25 protein-coding genes are annotated in these 16,654 nt (G+C 67.6%); 12 read left to right on the top strand and 13 right to left on the bottom strand.

Annotated features, from left to right (window positions below; genetic code table 11):
- The coding region (locus NS355_RS12455) for a class II fumarate hydratase (RefSeq protein WP_058746010.1) at positions 1-1,199 on the top strand (1,199 nt) is incomplete at its 5' end.
- An 18-nt stretch (positions 1,200-1,217) separates the two neighbouring features.
- On the opposite strand, the gene NS355_RS12450 is transcribed toward NS355_RS12455, so the two are convergent.
- Complete coding sequence (locus tag NS355_RS12450; protein ID WP_058746009.1) at positions 1,218-1,856, bottom strand: trimeric intracellular cation channel family protein; 639 nt, start codon at positions 1,854-1,856, stop codon at positions 1,218-1,220.
- A gap of 136 nt (positions 1,857-1,992) precedes the next feature.
- Between NS355_RS12450 and NS355_RS12445 the strand changes: the two genes are divergently transcribed.
- Positions 1,993-2,301 carry a glycine zipper 2TM domain-containing protein gene (locus NS355_RS12445; protein ID WP_042484532.1) on the top strand — a complete coding sequence of 103 codons (309 nt, stop codon included), beginning with the start codon at positions 1,993-1,995 and terminating at the stop codon, positions 2,299-2,301.
- 175 nt (positions 2,302-2,476) lie between these two features.
- Positions 2,477-3,040 carry a glycine zipper 2TM domain-containing protein gene (locus NS355_RS12440; protein ID WP_058746008.1) on the top strand — a complete coding sequence of 188 codons (564 nt, stop codon included), beginning with the start codon at positions 2,477-2,479 and terminating at the stop codon, positions 3,038-3,040.
- 56 nt (positions 3,041-3,096) lie between these two features.
- Here NS355_RS12440 and NS355_RS12435 read toward each other — a convergent pair whose 3' ends face one another.
- The gene (locus NS355_RS12435) at positions 3,097-3,318 is read right to left on the bottom strand and encodes a hypothetical protein (RefSeq protein WP_058746007.1); all 222 of its coding nucleotides are present in this window, start codon (positions 3,316-3,318) and stop codon (positions 3,097-3,099) included.
- 204 nt (positions 3,319-3,522) lie between these two features.
- On the opposite strand from NS355_RS12435, the gene NS355_RS12430 reads away from it, so the two are divergent.
- From NS355_RS12430 to NS355_RS12420, 3 genes are all read left to right on the top strand, one after another.
- Complete coding sequence (locus tag NS355_RS12430) at positions 3,523-4,257, top strand: hypothetical protein (protein ID WP_058746006.1); 735 nt, start codon at positions 3,523-3,525, stop codon at positions 4,255-4,257.
- A 61-nt stretch (positions 4,258-4,318) separates the two neighbouring features.
- The gene (gene crcB, locus NS355_RS12425; protein ID WP_058746005.1) at positions 4,319-4,693 is read left to right on the top strand and encodes a fluoride efflux transporter CrcB; all 375 of its coding nucleotides are present in this window, start codon (positions 4,319-4,321) and stop codon (positions 4,691-4,693) included.
- Positions 4,690-5,784 (top strand): RluA family pseudouridine synthase, encoded by a 1,095-nt coding sequence (locus NS355_RS12420; RefSeq protein WP_058746004.1) that lies wholly within the window; start codon positions 4,690-4,692, stop codon positions 5,782-5,784. Before crcB ends, NS355_RS12420 begins: the two co-directional genes overlap by 4 nt.
- 135 nt (positions 5,785-5,919) lie before the next feature.
- On the opposite strand, the gene NS355_RS12415 is transcribed toward NS355_RS12420, so the two are convergent.
- From NS355_RS12415 to NS355_RS12405, 3 genes are all read right to left on the bottom strand, one after another.
- Positions 5,920-6,486: an HAAS signaling domain-containing protein gene (locus NS355_RS12415; RefSeq protein WP_058746003.1), complete on the bottom strand. Its 567-nt coding sequence runs from the start codon at positions 6,484-6,486 to the stop codon at positions 5,920-5,922.
- Positions 6,483-6,818 carry a PadR family transcriptional regulator gene (locus NS355_RS12410; RefSeq protein ID WP_058746002.1) on the bottom strand — a complete coding sequence of 112 codons (336 nt, stop codon included), beginning with the start codon at positions 6,816-6,818 and terminating at the stop codon, positions 6,483-6,485. Before NS355_RS12410 ends, NS355_RS12415 begins: the two co-directional genes overlap by 4 nt.
- Positions 6,819-6,945: 127 nt before the next feature.
- Positions 6,946-7,332: a glycine zipper 2TM domain-containing protein gene (locus NS355_RS12405; RefSeq protein WP_058746001.1), complete on the bottom strand. Its 387-nt coding sequence runs from the start codon at positions 7,330-7,332 to the stop codon at positions 6,946-6,948.
- A gap of 166 nt (positions 7,333-7,498) precedes the next feature.
- On the opposite strand from NS355_RS12405, the gene NS355_RS12400 reads away from it, so the two are divergent.
- From NS355_RS12400 to NS355_RS12390, 3 genes are read left to right on the top strand one after another with little or no spacing between them, the layout of a single operon-like run.
- A complete protein-coding gene (locus tag NS355_RS12400) occupies positions 7,499-8,164 on the top strand; it encodes an HAD-IA family hydrolase (protein WP_058746000.1) in 666 nt (221 codons plus the stop codon).
- Positions 8,161-8,376 (top strand): hypothetical protein, encoded by a 216-nt coding sequence (locus NS355_RS12395; RefSeq protein WP_056433321.1) that lies wholly within the window; start codon positions 8,161-8,163, stop codon positions 8,374-8,376. Before NS355_RS12400 ends, NS355_RS12395 begins: the two co-directional genes overlap by 4 nt.
- Positions 8,373-9,056: an ATP12 family chaperone protein gene (locus tag NS355_RS12390; protein WP_058745999.1), complete on the top strand. Its 684-nt coding sequence runs from the start codon at positions 8,373-8,375 to the stop codon at positions 9,054-9,056. The genes NS355_RS12395 and NS355_RS12390 overlap by 4 nt, the downstream gene beginning before the upstream one ends.
- Before the next feature lie 153 nt (positions 9,057-9,209).
- Here NS355_RS12390 and gmk read toward each other — a convergent pair whose 3' ends face one another.
- The 7 genes from gmk to rsmI form a co-directional block, all read right to left on the bottom strand.
- A complete protein-coding gene (gene gmk / locus NS355_RS12385) occupies positions 9,210-9,869 on the bottom strand; it encodes a guanylate kinase (RefSeq protein WP_058745998.1) in 660 nt (219 codons plus the stop codon).
- A gap of 81 nt (positions 9,870-9,950) precedes the next feature.
- Positions 9,951-10,160 (bottom strand): hypothetical protein, encoded by a 210-nt coding sequence (locus NS355_RS12380; protein ID WP_058745997.1) that lies wholly within the window; start codon positions 10,158-10,160, stop codon positions 9,951-9,953.
- Positions 10,157-10,366 (bottom strand): hypothetical protein, encoded by a 210-nt coding sequence (locus NS355_RS12375; RefSeq protein WP_058746015.1) that lies wholly within the window; start codon positions 10,364-10,366, stop codon positions 10,157-10,159. Before NS355_RS12375 ends, NS355_RS12380 begins: the two co-directional genes overlap by 4 nt.
- 194 nt (positions 10,367-10,560) lie before the next feature.
- Positions 10,561-11,529 (bottom strand): glutathione synthase, encoded by a 969-nt coding sequence (gene gshB / locus NS355_RS12370; protein ID WP_058745996.1) that lies wholly within the window; start codon positions 11,527-11,529, stop codon positions 10,561-10,563.
- Positions 11,530-11,586: 57 nt separating this feature from the next.
- On the bottom strand, positions 11,587-11,964 hold the full coding sequence (locus NS355_RS12365; protein WP_058745995.1) for a YraN family protein: 378 nt from the start codon (positions 11,962-11,964) through the stop codon (positions 11,587-11,589).
- A gap of 39 nt (positions 11,965-12,003) precedes the next feature.
- Positions 12,004-12,360, bottom strand: a complete 357-nt coding sequence (locus NS355_RS12360; protein ID WP_058746014.1) for a hypothetical protein — start codon at positions 12,358-12,360, stop codon at positions 12,004-12,006.
- Between the two features lie 58 nt (positions 12,361-12,418).
- On the bottom strand, positions 12,419-13,288 hold the full coding sequence (gene rsmI, locus NS355_RS12355) for a 16S rRNA (cytidine(1402)-2'-O)-methyltransferase (protein ID WP_058745994.1): 870 nt from the start codon (positions 13,286-13,288) through the stop codon (positions 12,419-12,421).
- On the opposite strand from rsmI, the gene NS355_RS12350 reads away from it, so the two are divergent.
- On the top strand, positions 13,287-14,522 hold the full coding sequence (locus NS355_RS12350) for a penicillin-binding protein activator (RefSeq protein WP_084787897.1): 1,236 nt from the start codon (positions 13,287-13,289) through the stop codon (positions 14,520-14,522). The two genes, rsmI and NS355_RS12350, sit on opposite strands and share 2 nt — an antisense overlap.
- On the top strand, positions 14,519-14,836 hold the full coding sequence (gene cutA, locus NS355_RS12345) for a divalent-cation tolerance protein CutA (RefSeq protein WP_058745993.1): 318 nt from the start codon (positions 14,519-14,521) through the stop codon (positions 14,834-14,836). The genes NS355_RS12350 and cutA overlap by 4 nt, the downstream gene beginning before the upstream one ends.
- A 6-nt stretch (positions 14,837-14,842) precedes the next feature.
- Here the strand turns inward: cutA and hemW are convergent, their stop codons facing one another.
- A complete protein-coding gene (hemW, locus tag NS355_RS12340) occupies positions 14,843-16,006 on the bottom strand; it encodes a radical SAM family heme chaperone HemW (protein ID WP_058746012.1) in 1,164 nt (387 codons plus the stop codon).
- Between hemW and NS355_RS12335 the strand changes: the two genes are divergently transcribed.
- The gene (locus tag NS355_RS12335) at positions 15,984-16,625 is read left to right on the top strand and encodes a CAP domain-containing protein (protein WP_345938807.1); all 642 of its coding nucleotides are present in this window, start codon (positions 15,984-15,986) and stop codon (positions 16,623-16,625) included. The genes hemW and NS355_RS12335 overlap by 23 nt on opposite strands.
- Positions 16,626-16,654: the final 29 nt, after the last annotated feature.

The raw sequence follows: 16,654 nt of genomic DNA, 5'->3' as shown, positions 1-16,654 counted from the left end.
TGGCGGCGGACAAGGCCGATGCGATCGAAGCGGCGGCGCAGGAGGTGATCGACGGGCGCCATGACGAGCAGTTCCCGCTCGTCATCTGGCAGACCGGCTCGGGCACCCAGTCCAACATGAACGCCAATGAGGTAATTGCGGGTCGCGCCAACGAGATGCTGACCGGCACACGCGGCGGCAAGTCGCCGGTCCATCCCAATGACGACGTCAATCGCGGCCAGTCGTCCAACGACACCTTCCCGACCGCGCTGCATGTCGCCGCCGCATTGGCGGTCACGCGGCAGCTTTTCCCCGCGCTCGACCGGCTGCACGCTGCGCTCGATGCCAAGGCGGAGGAGTGGGACGCGATCGTCAAGATCGGCCGCACCCATTTGCAGGATGCGACGCCGCTGACGCTGGGCCAGGAATTTTCTGGCTATGTGCAGCAAATCGCCAATGCCCGCGACCGGATCGAGGGGACGCTCCACCGCAATATCCTGCCGCTGGCACAAGGCGGCACGGCGGTCGGCACCGGGCTGAACGCGCCGCACGGCTTTGCCGAGGCGATCGCGGCGGAGATCGCCGAGGCGACCGGTCTCGACTTCGTGACCGCGCCCAACAAGTTCGAGGCGCTGGCGAGCAATGACGGGCTGGTCGACCTGCATGGCACGCTGAACGTGCTGGCGGTGGCGCTGACCAAGATCGCCAACGACATTCGCCTGCTCGGCTCGGGGCCGCGCTCGGGGCTGGGCGAGCTGGAACTGCCCGCCAACGAGCCGGGCAGCTCTATCATGCCGGGCAAGGTCAACCCGACCCAGTGCGAGATGCTGACCATGGTCGCGGCGCAGGTGATCGGGAATAATGCGGCCGTGACGGTCGGCGGGATGCAGGGGCATATGGAGCTGAACGTCTTCAAGCCGCTGATCGGAGCGAACGTGCTGCGCTCGATTCATCTGTTGGCGGTCGGGATGGAGAGTTTCGCCGAGCGGACCGTCGAAGGGATGACGGTCAATCGCGACCGGATCACCGAACTGCTCGACCGTTCGCTGATGCTGGTGACGGCGCTGGCGCCCGAGATCGGATACGACAATGCCGCCAAGATCGCCAAGCACGCGCATCACAAGGGGCAGACGTTGAAGGAGGCCGGGCTGGAACTGGGTCTGGTCGACGAGGCCACCTTCGACCGGGTGGTGCGGCCGGAATTGATGCTGGGGCGGTGAGGTCGAGGCCCAAGGGAATCACCCCTGATCCCACCCCTTGGCCGGATAGGCAGGCAAAGCGATCCGATATCGGATCGCCGCCCCGCGCAGGACGAACCCGGTCAGCGCCGCGATCGGTCCCGCACCCGGTACCCCCAGCTGCATCAGGATCACATAGCTGGTCGAGGACAGCGCCGCCGCCGTCACGTACAGCTCCGGCCGCATCAGGATCGACGGTTCGCCTGCGATCACGTCGCGGATGATGCCGCCGACACAGGCCGACACCACCCCCAGCATCGCCGCCGGGATGGGGGTGATGCCATAGCCGCTCGCCTTGGCCGCGCCGTAGACGGCATAGGCCGCCAGCCCGACCGCGTCGAACCAGTCGAGCGCGCTGCCCCGCCACCAGCGCTCCGGCGTCGCCCAGACCGCGATCGCTGCGATCAGGCAGACGAGTGGCACGCGGGCGTCATGCACCCAGAAAACCGGCGCATCGATCAGCAGGTCGCGTAGCGTCCCCCCGCCGACCCCGGTGATCAGCGCGAAAAAGACGAGCGTGACCATCGTCTGGCGGTGCTTGGCCGCGACCAGCGCGCCCGAAACGGCGAATACGGCCAGCCCCGCCAGGTCGAGCCAGGGCATCACGGCGGGCAGCATGGCGGTGGGTTGGGGCAGCATCGCGGGCGACCCTAGAGCCGCCATTCGCAGGGGGAAAGGGCGGCGCATTGATGAACGTGACGTTATCTGCTGTTCATGCAACGGACGGTAGAAGTGGGACGTTACGGCGTCAGATCAATTTGAAAGGAAGTTCACGATGCGGAAATTGATGCTTGCCCTGGGTTGCACCGCGATGGTCGTCCCCACGCTGGTCCTGCCGGTGACCGCCGCCGATGCGCAGCGCCGCTACAAGTATCGCGAATGGCGCGATGATCGTGGCCGCGTCCGCTGCCGCAAGCCGGACGGCACCACGGGTCTGGTCGTCGGTGGCGTCGCGGGCGCATTGCTGGGCCGCACCATCGACACGCGCGGCGACCGCACGCTGGGCACGCTGGGCGGTGCCGCCGTGGGCGCGCTCGCCGGTCGCGAGATCGAGCGCGGCACGAGCAACCGCCGCTGCCGCTGACCCGGCTTTCCCCATGGCGGGGAAGCAGGGGCGTCACCTTCGGGTGGCGCCCCTTTTTGTTGGAAAAATCAAACAGATGATTCTGTCTCGATAGTGAACGGGAAGTAGTTTTCGGTTCACGCAACTCGCGGGATAAATACGGGTTCTTTCTCCCATCATTATCGGGAGTTTGAGTATGCGTATTGCTCTGTTGACGGCGACGATCGCCGCCACCGCCTTCTCCGCCATCCCTGCCGAGGCGCAGCGGAACGGCTGGGAAGCCCGTCAGGAATATCGCGAAGACGTGCGCGATGCCCGTCGTGACTATAACCGCGATGTCCGTCGCGCCGATTCTCCGCGCGACATCCGCGAGGCCCGCCGCGAATATCGCGAGGATATCCGCGATGCCCGCAAGGACTATCGCCGCGACATGCGCAACGTCCGCTGGCGCAATTACGACTATAACCGCTTCGAGCCCGGCCAGCGCGGTTATTATCCCGAGCGCTATTATCGCGACGGCCGCTATTACCAGCCGCGCGCGCTCGGTCGGAACGATCGCATCTATCGCGGTATGAACGGGCGTTTCTATTGCCGCCGCAATGACGGCACGACCGGTCTGGTGATCGGCGGTCTGGCGGGTGGCGCATTGGGCAACGTCATCGCTGGCGGCGGTTCGCGCCTGCTGGGCACCGTGATCGGAGCCGGCGGCGGCGCGCTGCTCGGACAGCAGATCGACCGCGGTCAGGTTCGCTGCCGCTAATCGCCGGATGGCGACAGGGACGGCCCGGCGGGGAGACCCGCCGGGCCGTTCGTCGTTCAGATGAAGCCGCCGCCCAGCATCAGGCGAAGACCGAAGATCAGGATGAGGATCAGGTTGAGATTGCGCCCCGTATCGCGCGACGACAGCGCCCCCACGGCGGCCCCGACGATCGCGATGGGAATCACGAACCAATAGCCCCAGGCGAAAAAGGGCAGAAACGGCACGATCCCGAGCAGAAGCGCGACCAGGCCGATGACGATCGAGAACAGGTTCAACATGAACCCCAAGATGGCGAGGGTCGACCTTCTCTACAAGCGCAGCAGCTCCCCTCTTGTGAGGGGGATCATTCCGAAAGTCGGCACCGCCCTCTTTCACCATACCGCCCCGGCCTTCGCCGGGGTGGCATGCCGGGCTTTGTCGAGGATGGCCCCATGCGACGATCATTAAGGATCACGTCGCTTCCCCGTGCTAGACCGTCCCCCATGATGGCGAAATCGCACTATATCTTCATCCCGCTGGGCTGCCTGTTGCTGGCGGCATGCGGCGGCAAGGCCGATGACGATGCGCAGTTGAACGCGCTCGACAATGAGCTGGCGTCGGTGAATGACGGCAGCCCTACGCGCGACCCGCAGCTGCGGGAGGCGCTGGCCGGGCAGATCATGGTCGATCCCGGGCTGACCCAAAGCTCCAATGCCAATGCGGTGCGCCCGCCCAACCGGCCCGCCAGCGACCAGCTGCCCTCGATGCCGCCGCCCGCCGATCCGGTCGATGCCCGCACGCTGAAATCCGCGCCCGTCGCGGCGCGCGACTGCCCCGAATGCCGCGCCTCGGCCGGGGCCTTCACGCTGTCGGCCAAGGCCGGGCAGCAGCCGGGCAACGCCGCCTGCCTGTCGGGCCTGCGCTATTCGGCCACCTGGGCGAACCGGATGCCGGGGGTCTTCGCGCCCTATCCGGGGTCGCGGATCGCGGAGGCGGCGGGCAATGACGCGAATGGCTGCGCCTTCCGCATCGTCAGCCTGCGCACCGCCGCGCCCGCCGCCAAGGTCATCGATTATTATTACACGCGTGCCAGCGGAGCGGGCTATAGCGCCGAACACAAGCTGGACGGCACGCAGCATGTCCTGGGCGGCACGCACGGGCAGGCGGCCTATATGGTCTATGCGACGACCAGCCCAGGAGGCGGCAGCGATGTCGATCTGGTCGTCCGGGGCGGCTGATCGAAACCCGTCACGCTTGTCCTTTGCGCGGCCGACGGGGTTGCGCTAAGGGACGGCGATCATGTCACCGCTTTTTCTCGTGATGCTGGGCGGCGCATTGGGTTCGGGGGCTCGGTATTGGACCGGCCGCCAGATGCTCGATGCGTTCGGCCCGGACTTTCCCTATGGCACGCTGACCGTCAACTGGGTCGGTGGTCTGTTGATGGGATTGCTGGCGGGCGTGCTTGCCCGGACCGGGGGCACGGAGGGGTGGCGGCTGTTCATCGGCGTCGGGATCTTGGGTGGCTTCACCACCTTCTCCTCCTTCTCGCTCGATACCATCACCCTGATCGAACGCGGCCAGATCACGGTCGCGCTCGGTTATATCGCCTTGTCGTTGCTGGGTTCGCTGGCCGCGCTTTGGGCCGGACTTTCGATAACAAGGATTTTCGCATGACGGACTCTGTCCGCCAATTCACGGTCGGCTATGACGATGACGGTATCCGGCTGGACCGTTGGTTCAAGCGGCATATGCCCGACACCAGCTTCACCACGGTCGCCAAATGGGCGCGCACCGGCCAGCTGCGCGTCGATGGCTTGCGCGCCGCACCGGGCGACCGGATCGCGGCGGGCCAGGTGCTGCGCGTGCCTCCCGCCGAGCCCGCGCCGGCCGAGAGCAGTAAGCCGACGATGCGCCCGCGCCACATCCTGTCCGAGGACGAGGAATCGTTCGCGCGCGAAATGGTGATCCACAAGGATCGCGACGCGCTGGTTCTGAACAAGCCGCCGGGTCTGGCGACGCAGGGCGGGACCAAGACGACCACCCATGTGGACGGCCTGCTCGATGCGTTGCAGTTCGAGGCGGAGGGGCGGCCCAAGCTGGTCCACCGGCTGGACAAGGACACGTCGGGCGCACTGCTGGTCGCCCGCAACGCCCGCGCGGCGGCGTTCTTCGCCAAGGCCTTTTCGGGGCGCACCGCCAAGAAGATCTACTGGGCGCTGGTCGTCGGCGTGCCCTCGATCGACGACGGCACGATCGAGCTGCCCATCGCCAAGCAGCCCGGCACCGGCGGCGAAAAGATGCATGTCGACGAGGAAAATGGCCAGTCGGCGCGCTCGCGCTACCGCGTGATCGAACGGGCGGGCAACAGCTGCTGCTGGGTTGAGTTGCAGCCCTTTACCGGCCGCACCCATCAGCTGCGCGTGCACATGGCGGCGATCGGTCACCCGATCGTCGGCGACGGCAAATATGGCGGCGCGGCGGCGTTCCTGACCGGTGGGATCAGCCGCAAGATGCACCTGCACGCGCGCCGCATCCGCGTGGACCATCCCGATGGCGGCCGGATCGACCAGACCGCCGAACTGCCGACCCACTTCGCCGAATCGATGAACCAGCTCGGCTTCGACGAGATTCGCGGCGACGTCCTGCCCCAGGACGAGGATCGCGGCCCGCCGCCCAAGGACGTCCTGAAGCAGCGCGCCAAGGCCCATGCCAAACAATATCGCAAGGAACGGCGCGGCGAACGCCGGGGCCGCGGTACGCGATAATCTCATCCTCCCCGGCACGGGGAGGGGGACCGCCGCGGAGCGGTGGTGGAGGGGGCCGTGCCGCTGGGCTAGTCCCGTGTGGCGAGCCCCCTCCGTCAGGGCTGGCGGCCTGCCACCTCCCCGTGCCGGGGAGGATCAGTGGGATGCGCGCAGCACATGCCGCCCCGTGCCGCGCAGGACCAGCGTCGCCAGCGCATAGCAGGCGAGTGCCCCGGCCAAGGCGATTGGCAGCACCCACAGTCCCATCATTTCCGGCGCAGCGGGGGGATCGGTGAGGATGCCGAAGGCCGACCCCTGCGGCAGCGACCAAAGCCCGACATGGCTGGGAAAGAGCGGTTTTACGATCGCGACTGCCGCGAAGCACAGCGCGAACAGATAGAGCAGCATCGCAATCAGCACCCCGCCGAACGCCGCCACGCTGCGTCCCGATCGGACCAACAGGGCGTGGATCAACGGGGCAGGGCGATCGTCGCCCAGCGCACCGGCCAGCCGAAACTCCTGAATATAACGCGCGGCCATCGCGTGAGGCGGTCCCATCGCCGCGATGGCGGCGTCCAGCGAATGGGGCCCGGCCGCCAAGCTGTCGGTCAGGTGGCTTTCGATCTCGCGGACGAGGCCGTCACGATCCTCCGCCGGTATCGCCTGCAACGACCAACGCAGGCGGCGGACATAATCGGCGATGATGCGGACGGGCTCGGTCATGGCTGATCCTCGACTAGGGTGGTGATGGTGGTTCGGAAATCGATCCAGGCCGCGCGCATCGCCTCCGCCAGGGCCGCGCCCTCCGGGGTGAGGCTGTAATATTTGCGTGGGTTGCCGCCCTCGGCGGGTAATTCCCAACGTCCTGCGATTCGGCCGGCTTTCTCCAGGCGGGCAAGCAGGGGGTAGAGGCTGCCCTCACTGACCAGATCACCGCCAGCCCGGATGCGCGCGAGAATCTCCAGGCCATAGGCTTCACCGCGCGACAGGACCGACAGCAGCACCAGCTCGGCGGCTCCCTTGCGCAACTGAGACTGCCAGCTTCCGATATCCATCAGCAAATGGTAACGCCATGTACCATGTTATGCAAGGTATTGAAGTACGAGAAACCCCATCGACGCGTAGTCGACGGGGTTTCCGTGATCCCAGGAGCGAGGGGGCATACCCCCTCGACCCGCACCGTTACCGGCAATAGCCGGGGTTGTTCGACTTCTCGATCGCGTGACCGGCCAGCGCACCAGCGCCACCGCCCAGGATCGTACCGAGGGTACGATCGCCCCGCGTATCGATCGTGCGGCCCAGCAGGCCACCGGCGATCGCGCCGACGATGGTGCCCGTGGTGCCGTTGTTGCAGCGCTGCGGACCACGGTTGTAATAGCCACGGTTGTACCCGCCACGGTCGTAATAACCGCGATCATAGCGCGGGCCGCGATTGTAACCGTCCGAATAGGCGTCGCCATAAGCGCGGTCATAACGGTCGTAATAACGCTGTGCCGAAGCAGCGGTCGGAACCATGGCCGTGGCGCCGACGGCAAGGGCGGCGGCAGCGAGCGAAAGCTTCTTGAACATCACGATCTCCCTTGATCTTCAAACCGGCGGCGGCGGGGTGATTCCCGTCGTCGTTGGAGCCCTTATGGGTGATTCGCCATGTTCGGATGCTGAATGCGTCTGTTAGCTGTTGTTCATCCGAAACGTCATGCTTCCCCCGCCGCAGCCTTGCCGATAGGAGGGGGCGATGACGCGCCCGCGCCTTGCCCTGTTCGATTGTGACGGTACTCTGGTCGATAGCCAGGCCAATATCTGTCTCGCTGCCGTAGAGGCGTTCACCATGGCGGACCTTCCTCCGCCGCCCGCCGCCGCGATTCGCCGGATCGTCGGGTTGAGCCTGGTCGAGGCGATGCGCGTGCTGGCCCCCGACCAAGCCGACGCGATGCACCACCAGTTGGCCCGCGATTATAAGGACGCCTTCTTCCGCCTGCGCACGGCGGGCGCGATGGAGCCGGAGCCGTTGTTCGAGGGCATCCCCGCCCTGCTCGACCATCTGGCGGGGGAGGGCTGGCTGATGGGCGTGGCGACGGGCAAGTCCGATCGCGGGCTGGCGCGGGTCTTGGCCGAACATGGCCTCAGCCATCATTTCGTCACGTTGCAAACCGCCGACCGCCATCCGTCCAAGCCCGACCCGTCGATGGTGCTGGCCGCCATGGCCGAGACCGGCGTCGCGGCACAGGATGTCGCGATGATCGGCGATACGAGCTTCGACATGGCGATGGGCAAGGCGGCGGGCGCCTTCGCGGTCGGTGTCGCCTGGGGATATCATGACGTGAAAGAATTGGTGAACGCGGGCGCCGAAGTCGTGGCGCAGGAGGTTGCGGAGCTACCCGCTCTGCTGGTGTGGTCATGAGCGGCGACACGCGCGCGCGGCGGCACTGGTTCATCATCATGGGGGTGCGCCTGATCGGCGTGGCGGGGGCGCTGTTCGGCGTGGTGCTCGCCTCGCGCGGGGTGGCATGGCCGCACAAGGCGCTGGGCGTCGCCATCATCCTGTCGGCGCTGGCCATGATCGCGATCGTGCCCGCCGGTCTGGCGCATCGCTGGCGGAGTGGGGGCGAATGAAGCGGTTCTGGACAAATGTTTCGGTCGATGCCGAGCGGGTGGTACGGCTCGACGACCGGCCGGTGCGCACGCCGGGGCGGGTGCCGCTGGCGCTGCCGACGCCTGCGCTGGCCGAGGCGGTCGCGGGCGAGTGGCGCGACGTCGGGGAAGCGGTCGATCCGCGCGCCATGCCGCTGACCGGCCTCGCCAATGCGGCGATCGACCGGATCGGTGCGGACCCCGCGCCGTTCGCGGACGGGTTGGCGCGCTACGCGGAGAGCGATTTGCTCTGTTACCGCGCCGACTCGCCGCCGGAGCTGGTGGAGCGGCAGGATGCGGTGTGGAACCCGCTGCTCGACTGGGCGCGCGACCGCTACGATGTGCATTTCACGAATGTGACGGGGATCATGCACCGGCCCCAGCCCGAGGCGACGGTCGAACGGCTGGCGCAGGCGGTGGCGGCGCTCGATCCGTTCCGTCTGGCCGCGCTGTCGCCGGTGGTGACGATCACGGGGTCGTTGGTGCTGGCGCTGGCGTTGCTGGAGGATGCGGCGGATGCCGACACGATCTGGACCGCCGCGCATGTCGACGAGGATTTCCAGGCGGAGCAATGGGGTGAGGATTACCTCGCCGTTGAGGCGCGTGAGGCCAAGCGGCGCGAATTCGACGCGGCGGTGCGGTTCTTGAAGGCGCTGGGTTAAGTGAGACTTCGGGGGCTGGGCGTGGGCTTCGACGACGCTCAGCCTGAACGGGGGTTGGGAATGCGGACGGCATCCCCAGCACCGGTGGCCGCTCACGCCGCACCCCGTTCGCACTGAGCGAAGTCGAAGTGTACGCCCCGAACGGCCCCGCGCTTATTTCGTCGTCAGCTTCCGAATGAACCCGATCAGCCCGGTCTGGCGCGAGCGCTTCAGACGTTCGGCCTGGAGGATCGTCTTCACCCCCTGGAAACACTGCTCCACATCGTCATTGACCAGGACATAGTCATATCCGTCCCAGTGGCTGACCTCGTTGGTCGCGCGAGCCATGCGGGCGTCGATCACCTCGACCGAGTCGGTCGCGCGGCGCTCGAGTCGCTGGCGCAGTTCCTCCATCGAGGGGGGGAAGATGAACACGCGTACCACGTCGCCGCCCGCGATCTGGAACAGCTGTTGCGCGCCCTGCCAGTCGATATCGAACAGTACGTCCTTGCCGGCGGCCAGCATCGCCTCGACCTGTGCGCGCGGGGTTCCGTAGCGATTGTCGAAGACGTGCGCCCATTCGAGGAACTCGTCATTCGCCACCATGCGGCGAAATTCCTCGAGGTCGACGAAATGATAGTCGCGACCATCCTCTTCGCCCGGCCGGATGCCGCGCGTCGTCGCCGACACCGACATCTGCAGGCCGTCGTCATCGGCGAGCAGCTTGCGCGCGATCGTCGACTTGCCCGCGCCGGATGGCGAGGACAGCACGAACAACATGCCGCGGCGCTTCAGCTTGTGGGGATCGTCGGGGGTGGCGGGCGAGTTGGGCATGTCTGCCTTTGACGCACGCAGTTGCAGCGCGTCAAGAGATGCTTGACGCGCTGCGGTATCGCTTTGGCTCTGTGCGATGGCTTAGTAGCGGTTGCCCGCGACCTTGCCCGCCTTGCGCCGGTCATAGGCCTTCTTGGCCGCATAGCCTCCGCCGAGCAGCAGACCGAGCGGCCCCAGGCGGCGCATGCCGCCGACCGCCAGCGCGCCGAGCGCCGCGCCCTTGAACCCGTCATTGCCTTCGCGGCGACCGATTTCACGCCCGACGAGCGCGCCGATAATACGTCCGATCATGCTGCTTCTCCGAAAACCCGGTCCTTGATCTCGCCCGCGCCGCGCAGCACCGCCCAACCCACCGCATAGGTGATGGCCAGCGGCAGCACGACCTTCAGGACGTTGGCGGTCACCGCGCCGATGATCGCGCCGTCCGCGACGCCGTCGTCACCCGACATGCCGTCGATGGCGGCGCCCACCATGGCGCCGATGGTCGTTGCACCCATGCTCATGCCCTTCGTTGCTCAGGGCGAACAAAGCATGGGAAGGGGGATGGGTTCCGTCAGGGGCAATCCTCCCCGGCACGGGGAGGTGGCAGGCCGCAGGCCTGACGGAGGGGGCCTTCCTCAAAGGTTGCCTTATGAGGCGCGCCCCCTCCACCACCGCTTTGCGGCGGTCCCCCTCCCCGTGCCGGGGAGGATTACGGTCGATTTTTGCCCGCGACCTTCGCTTCGATCGCGTCCCAGATCATCCCGGCGACATCCGTCCCGTCGAATTTTTCGATCGCGACGATGCCCGTCGGCGAGGTGACGTTGATCTCGGTCAGCCACTCGCCGCCGATCACGTCGATGCCGACGAACAACAGCCCGCGCCGCTTCAACTCCGGCCCGAGCACCGCGCAGATTTCGCGCTCGCGCTCCGTCAACTCGGTCTTCTCGGCCGAACCGCCGACCGCCAGGTTGGATCGGATCTCTCCCTCGCCCGGCAGGCGGTTGATCGCGCCCGCGACCTCACCGTCGATCAGGACGATGCGCTTGTCGCCTTTCGCGACGGCCGGAAGGAAGGCCTGCACCATATGCGGCTCGCGATAGGCGGTATTGAACACCTCTATCAGCGCGGACAGGTTCGCGCCGTCGCGCCCAACCTTGAAGATCGCCTTGCCGCCATTGCCGTGCAGCGGCTTGATGACGATCTCGCCATGCTGCGCCAAGAAGGCGCGCGCCTCGTCCAGCGAGCGGGTGACGAGCGTCGGCGGCATGAATTGCGGATAGTCGAGGACGAAGACCTTTTCCGGCGCGTTGCGCACGCTGCGCGGATTGTTCACGACCAGCGTCTTCTCGGCGACCCGCTCCAGCAGATGGGTGGCGGTGATATAGCCCAGGTCGAAGGGCGGATCCTGCCGCATCAGTACGACATCGGCCTCGTCGCCCAGATCGAGTTTGACCGGCTCGCCGAAGCGGTAATGGTCGCCCGCGACGCGCTGGACGGTGACGGGATGCGCGCTCGTCCAGAGATGCCCGTCCGACCAGTTGAGGTCGCCCGCGTCATAATGGAACAGCTTGTGCCCGCGTGCCTGCGCCGACAGCATCAGCGCGAAGCTGGAGTCCCCCGCGATGTTGATCTGGTCCATCGGGTCCATCTGGACGGCGACGGTCAGCGGCTTGGACATGGGGGCTTCCTTCCTTGGGGTGTTGCGGACGGGAGGTAATCGCTGCCCGCGCGCCTGTCACCCACACCATGCGTTTTCGATATGGCGCGGTCGCGAGCCCGGCGCGAGCAGGATAACGTCGACACGGATGTCATCGCCCGACGCGGCATAGGTCGCCATCAGCACCTCGGCGGCGGCGGCCACCCGCGCCAGCCGCCGCGCGTCGATCGCGAAATCCAGTTCGGCGGCGGTCTTGCGCGTCTTCACTTCGACAAAGGCGACCAGCGACCCGCGCCGCGCGACCAGATCGACCTCGCCCGCAGGCGTGCGGACGCGGCGATCGAGAATCGTCCAGCCCTTCAGCCGCAGCCACCAGGCGGCGAGGCGTTCGCCGCGGCGCCCCGCTTCTTCGGCGGCACGGCGATCGCGGCGGGGGCGGGCGGAGGGTAGCGACATGGCGCCATGCTATCCAAGGATGGCGGCGCGGGCGAGCGGTTACTCCGGCGCGGTCAGCCAGGCCAGGCTGTCCTCGGCGGGATCGAAGACGCGTAAATAGGGCTGCGTCATGAGCCGTCTGATCTGTTGCCGCCCGATCGCGCTGCCGTTGATCATCGCGATCCGGCTGGCGCGGGGAAAGTCGCCGAGCGCTTCGTGGATGGTCATGACCGCTTCCTTCGGCTGGACGTTGATCGCCGACATGTCGATGCGCAGGCGATAGCCGGGGCGGAAGCCGCTGCGCCGGAACGCCTCGACCAGTTCCTCGGCATAGCGGTTTGCGACCTCGGGTGTGAAATGCCCGGTCCATTGGATGTCCAGCAGGTTGATGTCGTGGCGAAACTGAAAGGCGTACATGGCGGTCCCCATGTCCTCCCTGCGCCGTCGATCCTTGCGGAATCGCTAATACGGGCTGCTAGTCGCTTGGACCTCCGTCTTTCATCGCCAGCGCGCGGGCATATAGCGCCTTGCGGTCGAGCCCCAGCGCCTTGGCGACCTCGCTGGCCGCACGACCGACGGGCAGGCGGGTGAGCGCCTCGGCCAGCGCGGCGTTGGCATCCTGTTCGGTGGCGGGCGGCGCTTCGCCGGGGGGCGCGACGACGATCGCGATCTCGCCCTTCGGTCCGCCCTCGGCATAGCGCGTGGCCAGGGTGGAGAGGGTGCCCGTCACCGCCTCCTCGAACTTCTTGGTGATCTCGCGCGTCACCGCCGCCTCGCGGTCGCCCAGTCCGTTTGCCAGCGCGGTCAACGTCGCCGCCAGGCGCGGCCCCGATTCGTAGAGGACCAACGTCGCGCGGATGCCAGCGATCTCGGCAATGGCGTCGGCGCGCGCCTTTTCCTTGGGCGGCAGGAAGCCCGCGAACAGGAAACGGTCGGTCGGCAGCCCGGCCAGCGTCAGCGCGGCGATCGCGGCGCAGGGGCCGGGGATCGTCACCACCGCATGGCCCGCCGCGCGCGCGTCGCGCACCAGCTTGTAGCCGGGGTCCGAGATCAAGGGTGTCCCGGCGTCGGACACCAACGCCACCGCCTGGGTCGCCATGCGCGCGATCAGGCCGGGGCGGACATGCTCGGCATTGTGATCGTGATAGGGCTGCATGGGCCGCTTCACCCCGATATGGCGGAGCAGACCGGCCGTCACGCGACTGTCCTCGACCGCGATGATATCGGCGTTTGTCAAAATGTTGGCCGCACGCGGGGACAGATCGCCGAGATTGCCGATGGGGGTCGCGACGATGTACAGGCCGGGTTCGAGAGTGTTTTCGGATTGGGTCACGGGGATCGTCATGACAGAGGCAGGGCTGTTCGTACAACCGGGGGCCGTCATTCGGGGCCGCTTCCATTCCTATGGCGCGGGGCGGATCGGCCGCGCCGTCGCGCTGGCGACGACACTGGCGCTGGCCGCCTGTCAGACGATCGTGCCGCGCGGGCCCGTCGACCAGCCCGAGACGCGGCCGGTGCCGACCACTCCGCGCCCCTCGACGGAACCGGAGGCCGGACTGCCGCGTGACACCGCGCGCCATCGCATCGCGCTGCTGGTGCCGCTGTCGGGCAGCAATGCCGGGGTCGGCCAGTCGATCGCCAATGCGACGATGATGGCGCTGCTCGATGCGCAGGCCGATACGATCCGCATCACCAATTACGATACCACGAACGGTGCCGCCGCGGCGGCGCAGAAGGCGATCGCCGAGGGCGCGCAGCTGATCCTCGGGCCGCTCTTGTCCGAGGATGTCCGCGCCGTCGGGCCCGTGGCGCGTGCCGCGCGGGTGCCGGTCATCAGCTTCTCCAACGACGTGGGCGTGGCCGGGAACGGCACATATCTGATGGGCTATACGCCCGCCCAGTCGATCGACCGGGTCGTGACCTATGCGCGCGGGCGCGGCGTGACGACCTTTGCGGGGCTGGTCCCCAACGGCCTTTATGGGGAGCGGGCCTCCACCGCCTTTCTGCGCGCGGTCGAAGGGGCAGGGGGGCAGGTCGTCTCGCTCCAGCCCTATGGTCGGGTCGCGGGCGGCATCGGTGCGGCGGCCCAGCGGCTGAACGCAAAGGCCCCGTACGACGCCGTGCTGATCGCCGATGGCGGCGCGACGGCGGCGGGGGCGGCACCGATCCTCAAGCGGGGTTCGGGCGCGAGCACGCGGTTGCTGGGCACCGAATTGTGGAATTCCGAATCAGGCATCGCCTCGCGGGCCGGGTTGAACGGCGCGTGGTTCGCCAGCGTTTCCAACACGCTCTACCGCCAATATGCGACCAAGTATCGCGCCCGCTTCCGCGCCGCGCCCTATCGCCTGTCGAGCCTGGGCTATGATGCGGTCCTGCTGACCGTGCGGATCGCGCGGGACTGGAAGATGAATGCACCCTTCCCCGAGACGCGGCTGCGCGCATCGGACGGCTTTGCCGGGATCGACGGCGCGTTCCGCTTCGGCCGCGACGGCGTGGCCGAACGCGCGCTGGAGGTGCAGGAACTGCGCGACGGCACCGCCGTGACCGTCAGCCCCGCACCGACCGGGTTCGGGGGGTGACCGACACCGCCATCGTCGTCCTGTGCGCGGTCGGCGGCCGCGACGAAGCGTCGGGGATCGCGCGGGCGCTGGTCGAACGGCGGCTGGCGGCGTGCGTCCAGATGACGCCGATCGAAAGCTGGTATCGCTGGGACGGCGCGGTCCAGCATGAGACGGAGGCGATGTTGCACATCAAGACGATGCGCAGCCGCTTCGCCCAACTGTGCGAGACGATCGAGTCGCTGCACAGCTATGACGTGCCGGAGATCGTCGCGCTGCCGATCACCGACGCGTCGCCGCGCTACCTGGAATGGGTGCGCCAGTCGGTCTGCTGAGGCGAATCAGTCGTCCGTCAGCACGACTTCCCGCAGGATCGCGTCGAGCAGGAGCGCCCCCGCTTCGGTGACGATCAGCCGTTCGCCGTCAAGCCGGACCAACCCTTGTTGGGCCAGGGATCCGATGGCGGCATGGTTCACCATCTCGCGCCCCTCGGCCAGTGCGGTGACGCGGGACAGGTCGACGCCCTCGGCCAGCCGCAGGCCCATGACCAGTGCCTCGGTCGCGCGGGTGGTCGGGGGGAGGGTTTCCTCCAGCTCGATGCCATGGCCGTTGCGGTCGACGGCGCTCATCCAGTTTTCCGGCTTCTTGCGGCGTGCGGTGGCGACGCCTTCGCGGCGGCCATGCGCGCCGGGGCCGATTCCGGCATAATCGCCGTAACGCCAATAGGTCAGGTTATGGCGGCTCTCCGCGCCGATCCGGGCATGGTTGGAGGTCTCATAGGCGGGGAGGCCCGCAGCCGCGGTGATCGCGCGTGTCGTCTCGAACAGGTCGGCGGCGGCATCGCCGTCCGGGATGACCAGCCGCCCGGCGGCCGCTTCGGTATGGAAGCGCGTGCCCGGTTCGATGGTCAGCTGATAGAGCGACAGATGCTCGGTGCCATAGCCGATGGCGCGGGTCAGTTCAGCCTCCCAATCCTCCAGCGGCTGGCCGGGACGGGCATAGATCAGGTCGAAGCTGACGCGGCCGAACTGCTCTTGCGCAGTTTGGAGCGCGCGCAGCGCCTCGTCCACGCCATGTGCGCGGCCCAGGAAGTGGAGCGCCTCGTCATCCAGCGCCTGCACGCCCAGCGAGGCGCGATTGACCCCGGCGGCGGCGAGGTCGGCGAAGCGCGCCGCCTCGACCGAAGAAGGATTGGCCTCCAGCGTGATCTCGATCCCCTCGGCAAAGCCCCAATGGCGCTCGGCCGCATTCAGGATCGCCGCCACCGTGGCAGGCGGCATCAGCGAGGGCGTGCCGCCACCGAAGAAGATCGATGTCAGCCGCCGCCCCGGCAACATGGCCGCCTCATGGGCCAGGTCGGCGAGGAGCGCCTTTTGCCACGCTGCCTGGTCCACCGACTCGCGGACATGGCTGTTGAAGTCGCAATAGGGGCATTTGGACACGCAGAAGGGCCAGTGGACGTAGAGCGCGAGCGGGCTGGGCGTGAACGATATTGCGGAGGACATGATGGGCGCCGATATGGCGGCGATGCGCACGCTTCGCCATCTCTTATCGTTCGTCCCCGCCATGCTGCTGCTGGCGGGGTGTGGGCCGGTGATCCCTTCGCAGACCGGCGGGGTGGAACGGCCGCCGCCCCGGATCGTCGAGCAGCGGACCTCCGACGCGCCCGCGCCGCGCGGGGCCGGACTGCTGCGCCAGGCGATGCTCGACGGGCACCGGGCGGCGCGGGCCGAGGTCGGTCTGCGCCCGCTGGTTTGGGACGAGGGGCTGGCGGCGAGTGCGCTGGCCTATGCGCAGGAACTGGCGCGTACGGGGCGGTTTCAGCATGCCGAACAGCCGCAGGGGCCGACGCGGCAGGGCGAGAATCTGTGGACCGGCACGCGCGGCGCCTATCGTTACGACGAGATGATGGGGCATTGGGTCGCCGAAAAGCGCGACTTTGTGAACGTTCCCGTGCCGCAGTCGAGCCGGACGGGCCAATTCGGCGATGTCGCGCATTATACCCAAATCGTCTGGGCGCGGTCCACGGCGGTCGGTTGTGCGATGGCGAGCAATGCGCGCGACGACTTCCTCGTTTGCCGCTATAGCCCGACCGGCAACGTCTTCGGCGAGCGGGCCTTCTGACTCGGCCGGGCATGACGGGAAGGTACTGA

Source organism: Sphingomonas yabuuchiae (assembly GCF_001477495.1).
Classification (GTDB): Bacteria; Pseudomonadota; Alphaproteobacteria; order Sphingomonadales; family Sphingomonadaceae; genus Sphingomonas; species Sphingomonas yabuuchiae_A.
The sequence above is the reverse complement of the archived record's forward strand: the minus strand, read 5'-3'. Positions and strand labels throughout refer to the sequence as shown.

Bases quoted from the DNA above. Each gene is read 5' to 3' on its own strand.
- NS355_RS12450 (WP_058746009.1), bottom strand. From the start codon at position 1,856: ATGCTGCCCCAACCCACCGCCATGCTGCCCGCCGTGATGCCCTGGCTC.
- NS355_RS12445 (WP_042484532.1), top strand. From the start codon at position 1,993: ATGCGGAAATTGATGCTTGCCCTGGGTTGCACCGCGATGGTCGTCCCC.
- NS355_RS12440 (WP_058746008.1), top strand. From the start codon at position 2,477: ATGCGTATTGCTCTGTTGACGGCGACGATCGCCGCCACCGCCTTCTCC.
- NS355_RS12435 (WP_058746007.1), bottom strand. From the start codon at position 3,318: ATGTTGAACCTGTTCTCGATCGTCATCGGCCTGGTCGCGCTTCTGCTC.
- NS355_RS12430 (WP_058746006.1), top strand. From the start codon at position 3,523: ATGATGGCGAAATCGCACTATATCTTCATCCCGCTGGGCTGCCTGTTG.
- crcB (WP_058746005.1), top strand. From the start codon at position 4,319: ATGTCACCGCTTTTTCTCGTGATGCTGGGCGGCGCATTGGGTTCGGGG.
- NS355_RS12420 (WP_058746004.1), top strand. From the start codon at position 4,690: ATGACGGACTCTGTCCGCCAATTCACGGTCGGCTATGACGATGACGGT.
- NS355_RS12415 (WP_058746003.1), bottom strand. From the start codon at position 6,486: ATGACCGAGCCCGTCCGCATCATCGCCGATTATGTCCGCCGCCTGCGT.
- NS355_RS12410 (WP_058746002.1), bottom strand. From the start codon at position 6,818: ATGGATATCGGAAGCTGGCAGTCTCAGTTGCGCAAGGGAGCCGCCGAG.
- NS355_RS12405 (WP_058746001.1), bottom strand. From the start codon at position 7,332: ATGTTCAAGAAGCTTTCGCTCGCTGCCGCCGCCCTTGCCGTCGGCGCC.
- NS355_RS12400 (WP_058746000.1), top strand. From the start codon at position 7,499: ATGACGCGCCCGCGCCTTGCCCTGTTCGATTGTGACGGTACTCTGGTC.
- NS355_RS12395 (WP_056433321.1), top strand. From the start codon at position 8,161: ATGAGCGGCGACACGCGCGCGCGGCGGCACTGGTTCATCATCATGGGG.
- NS355_RS12390 (WP_058745999.1), top strand. From the start codon at position 8,373: ATGAAGCGGTTCTGGACAAATGTTTCGGTCGATGCCGAGCGGGTGGTA.
- gmk (WP_058745998.1), bottom strand. From the start codon at position 9,869: ATGCCCAACTCGCCCGCCACCCCCGACGATCCCCACAAGCTGAAGCGC.
- NS355_RS12380 (WP_058745997.1), bottom strand. From the start codon at position 10,160: ATGATCGGACGTATTATCGGCGCGCTCGTCGGGCGTGAAATCGGTCGC.
- NS355_RS12375 (WP_058746015.1), bottom strand. From the start codon at position 10,366: ATGGGTGCAACGACCATCGGCGCCATGGTGGGCGCCGCCATCGACGGC.
- gshB (WP_058745996.1), bottom strand. From the start codon at position 11,529: ATGTCCAAGCCGCTGACCGTCGCCGTCCAGATGGACCCGATGGACCAG.
- NS355_RS12365 (WP_058745995.1), bottom strand. From the start codon at position 11,964: ATGTCGCTACCCTCCGCCCGCCCCCGCCGCGATCGCCGTGCCGCCGAA.
- NS355_RS12360 (WP_058746014.1), bottom strand. From the start codon at position 12,360: ATGTACGCCTTTCAGTTTCGCCACGACATCAACCTGCTGGACATCCAA.
- NS355_RS12350 (WP_084787897.1), top strand. From the start codon at position 13,287: ATGACAGAGGCAGGGCTGTTCGTACAACCGGGGGCCGTCATTCGGGGC.
- rsmI (WP_058745994.1), bottom strand. From the start codon at position 13,288: ATGACGATCCCCGTGACCCAATCCGAAAACACTCTCGAACCCGGCCTG.
- hemW (WP_058746012.1), bottom strand. From the start codon at position 16,006: ATGTCCTCCGCAATATCGTTCACGCCCAGCCCGCTCGCGCTCTACGTC.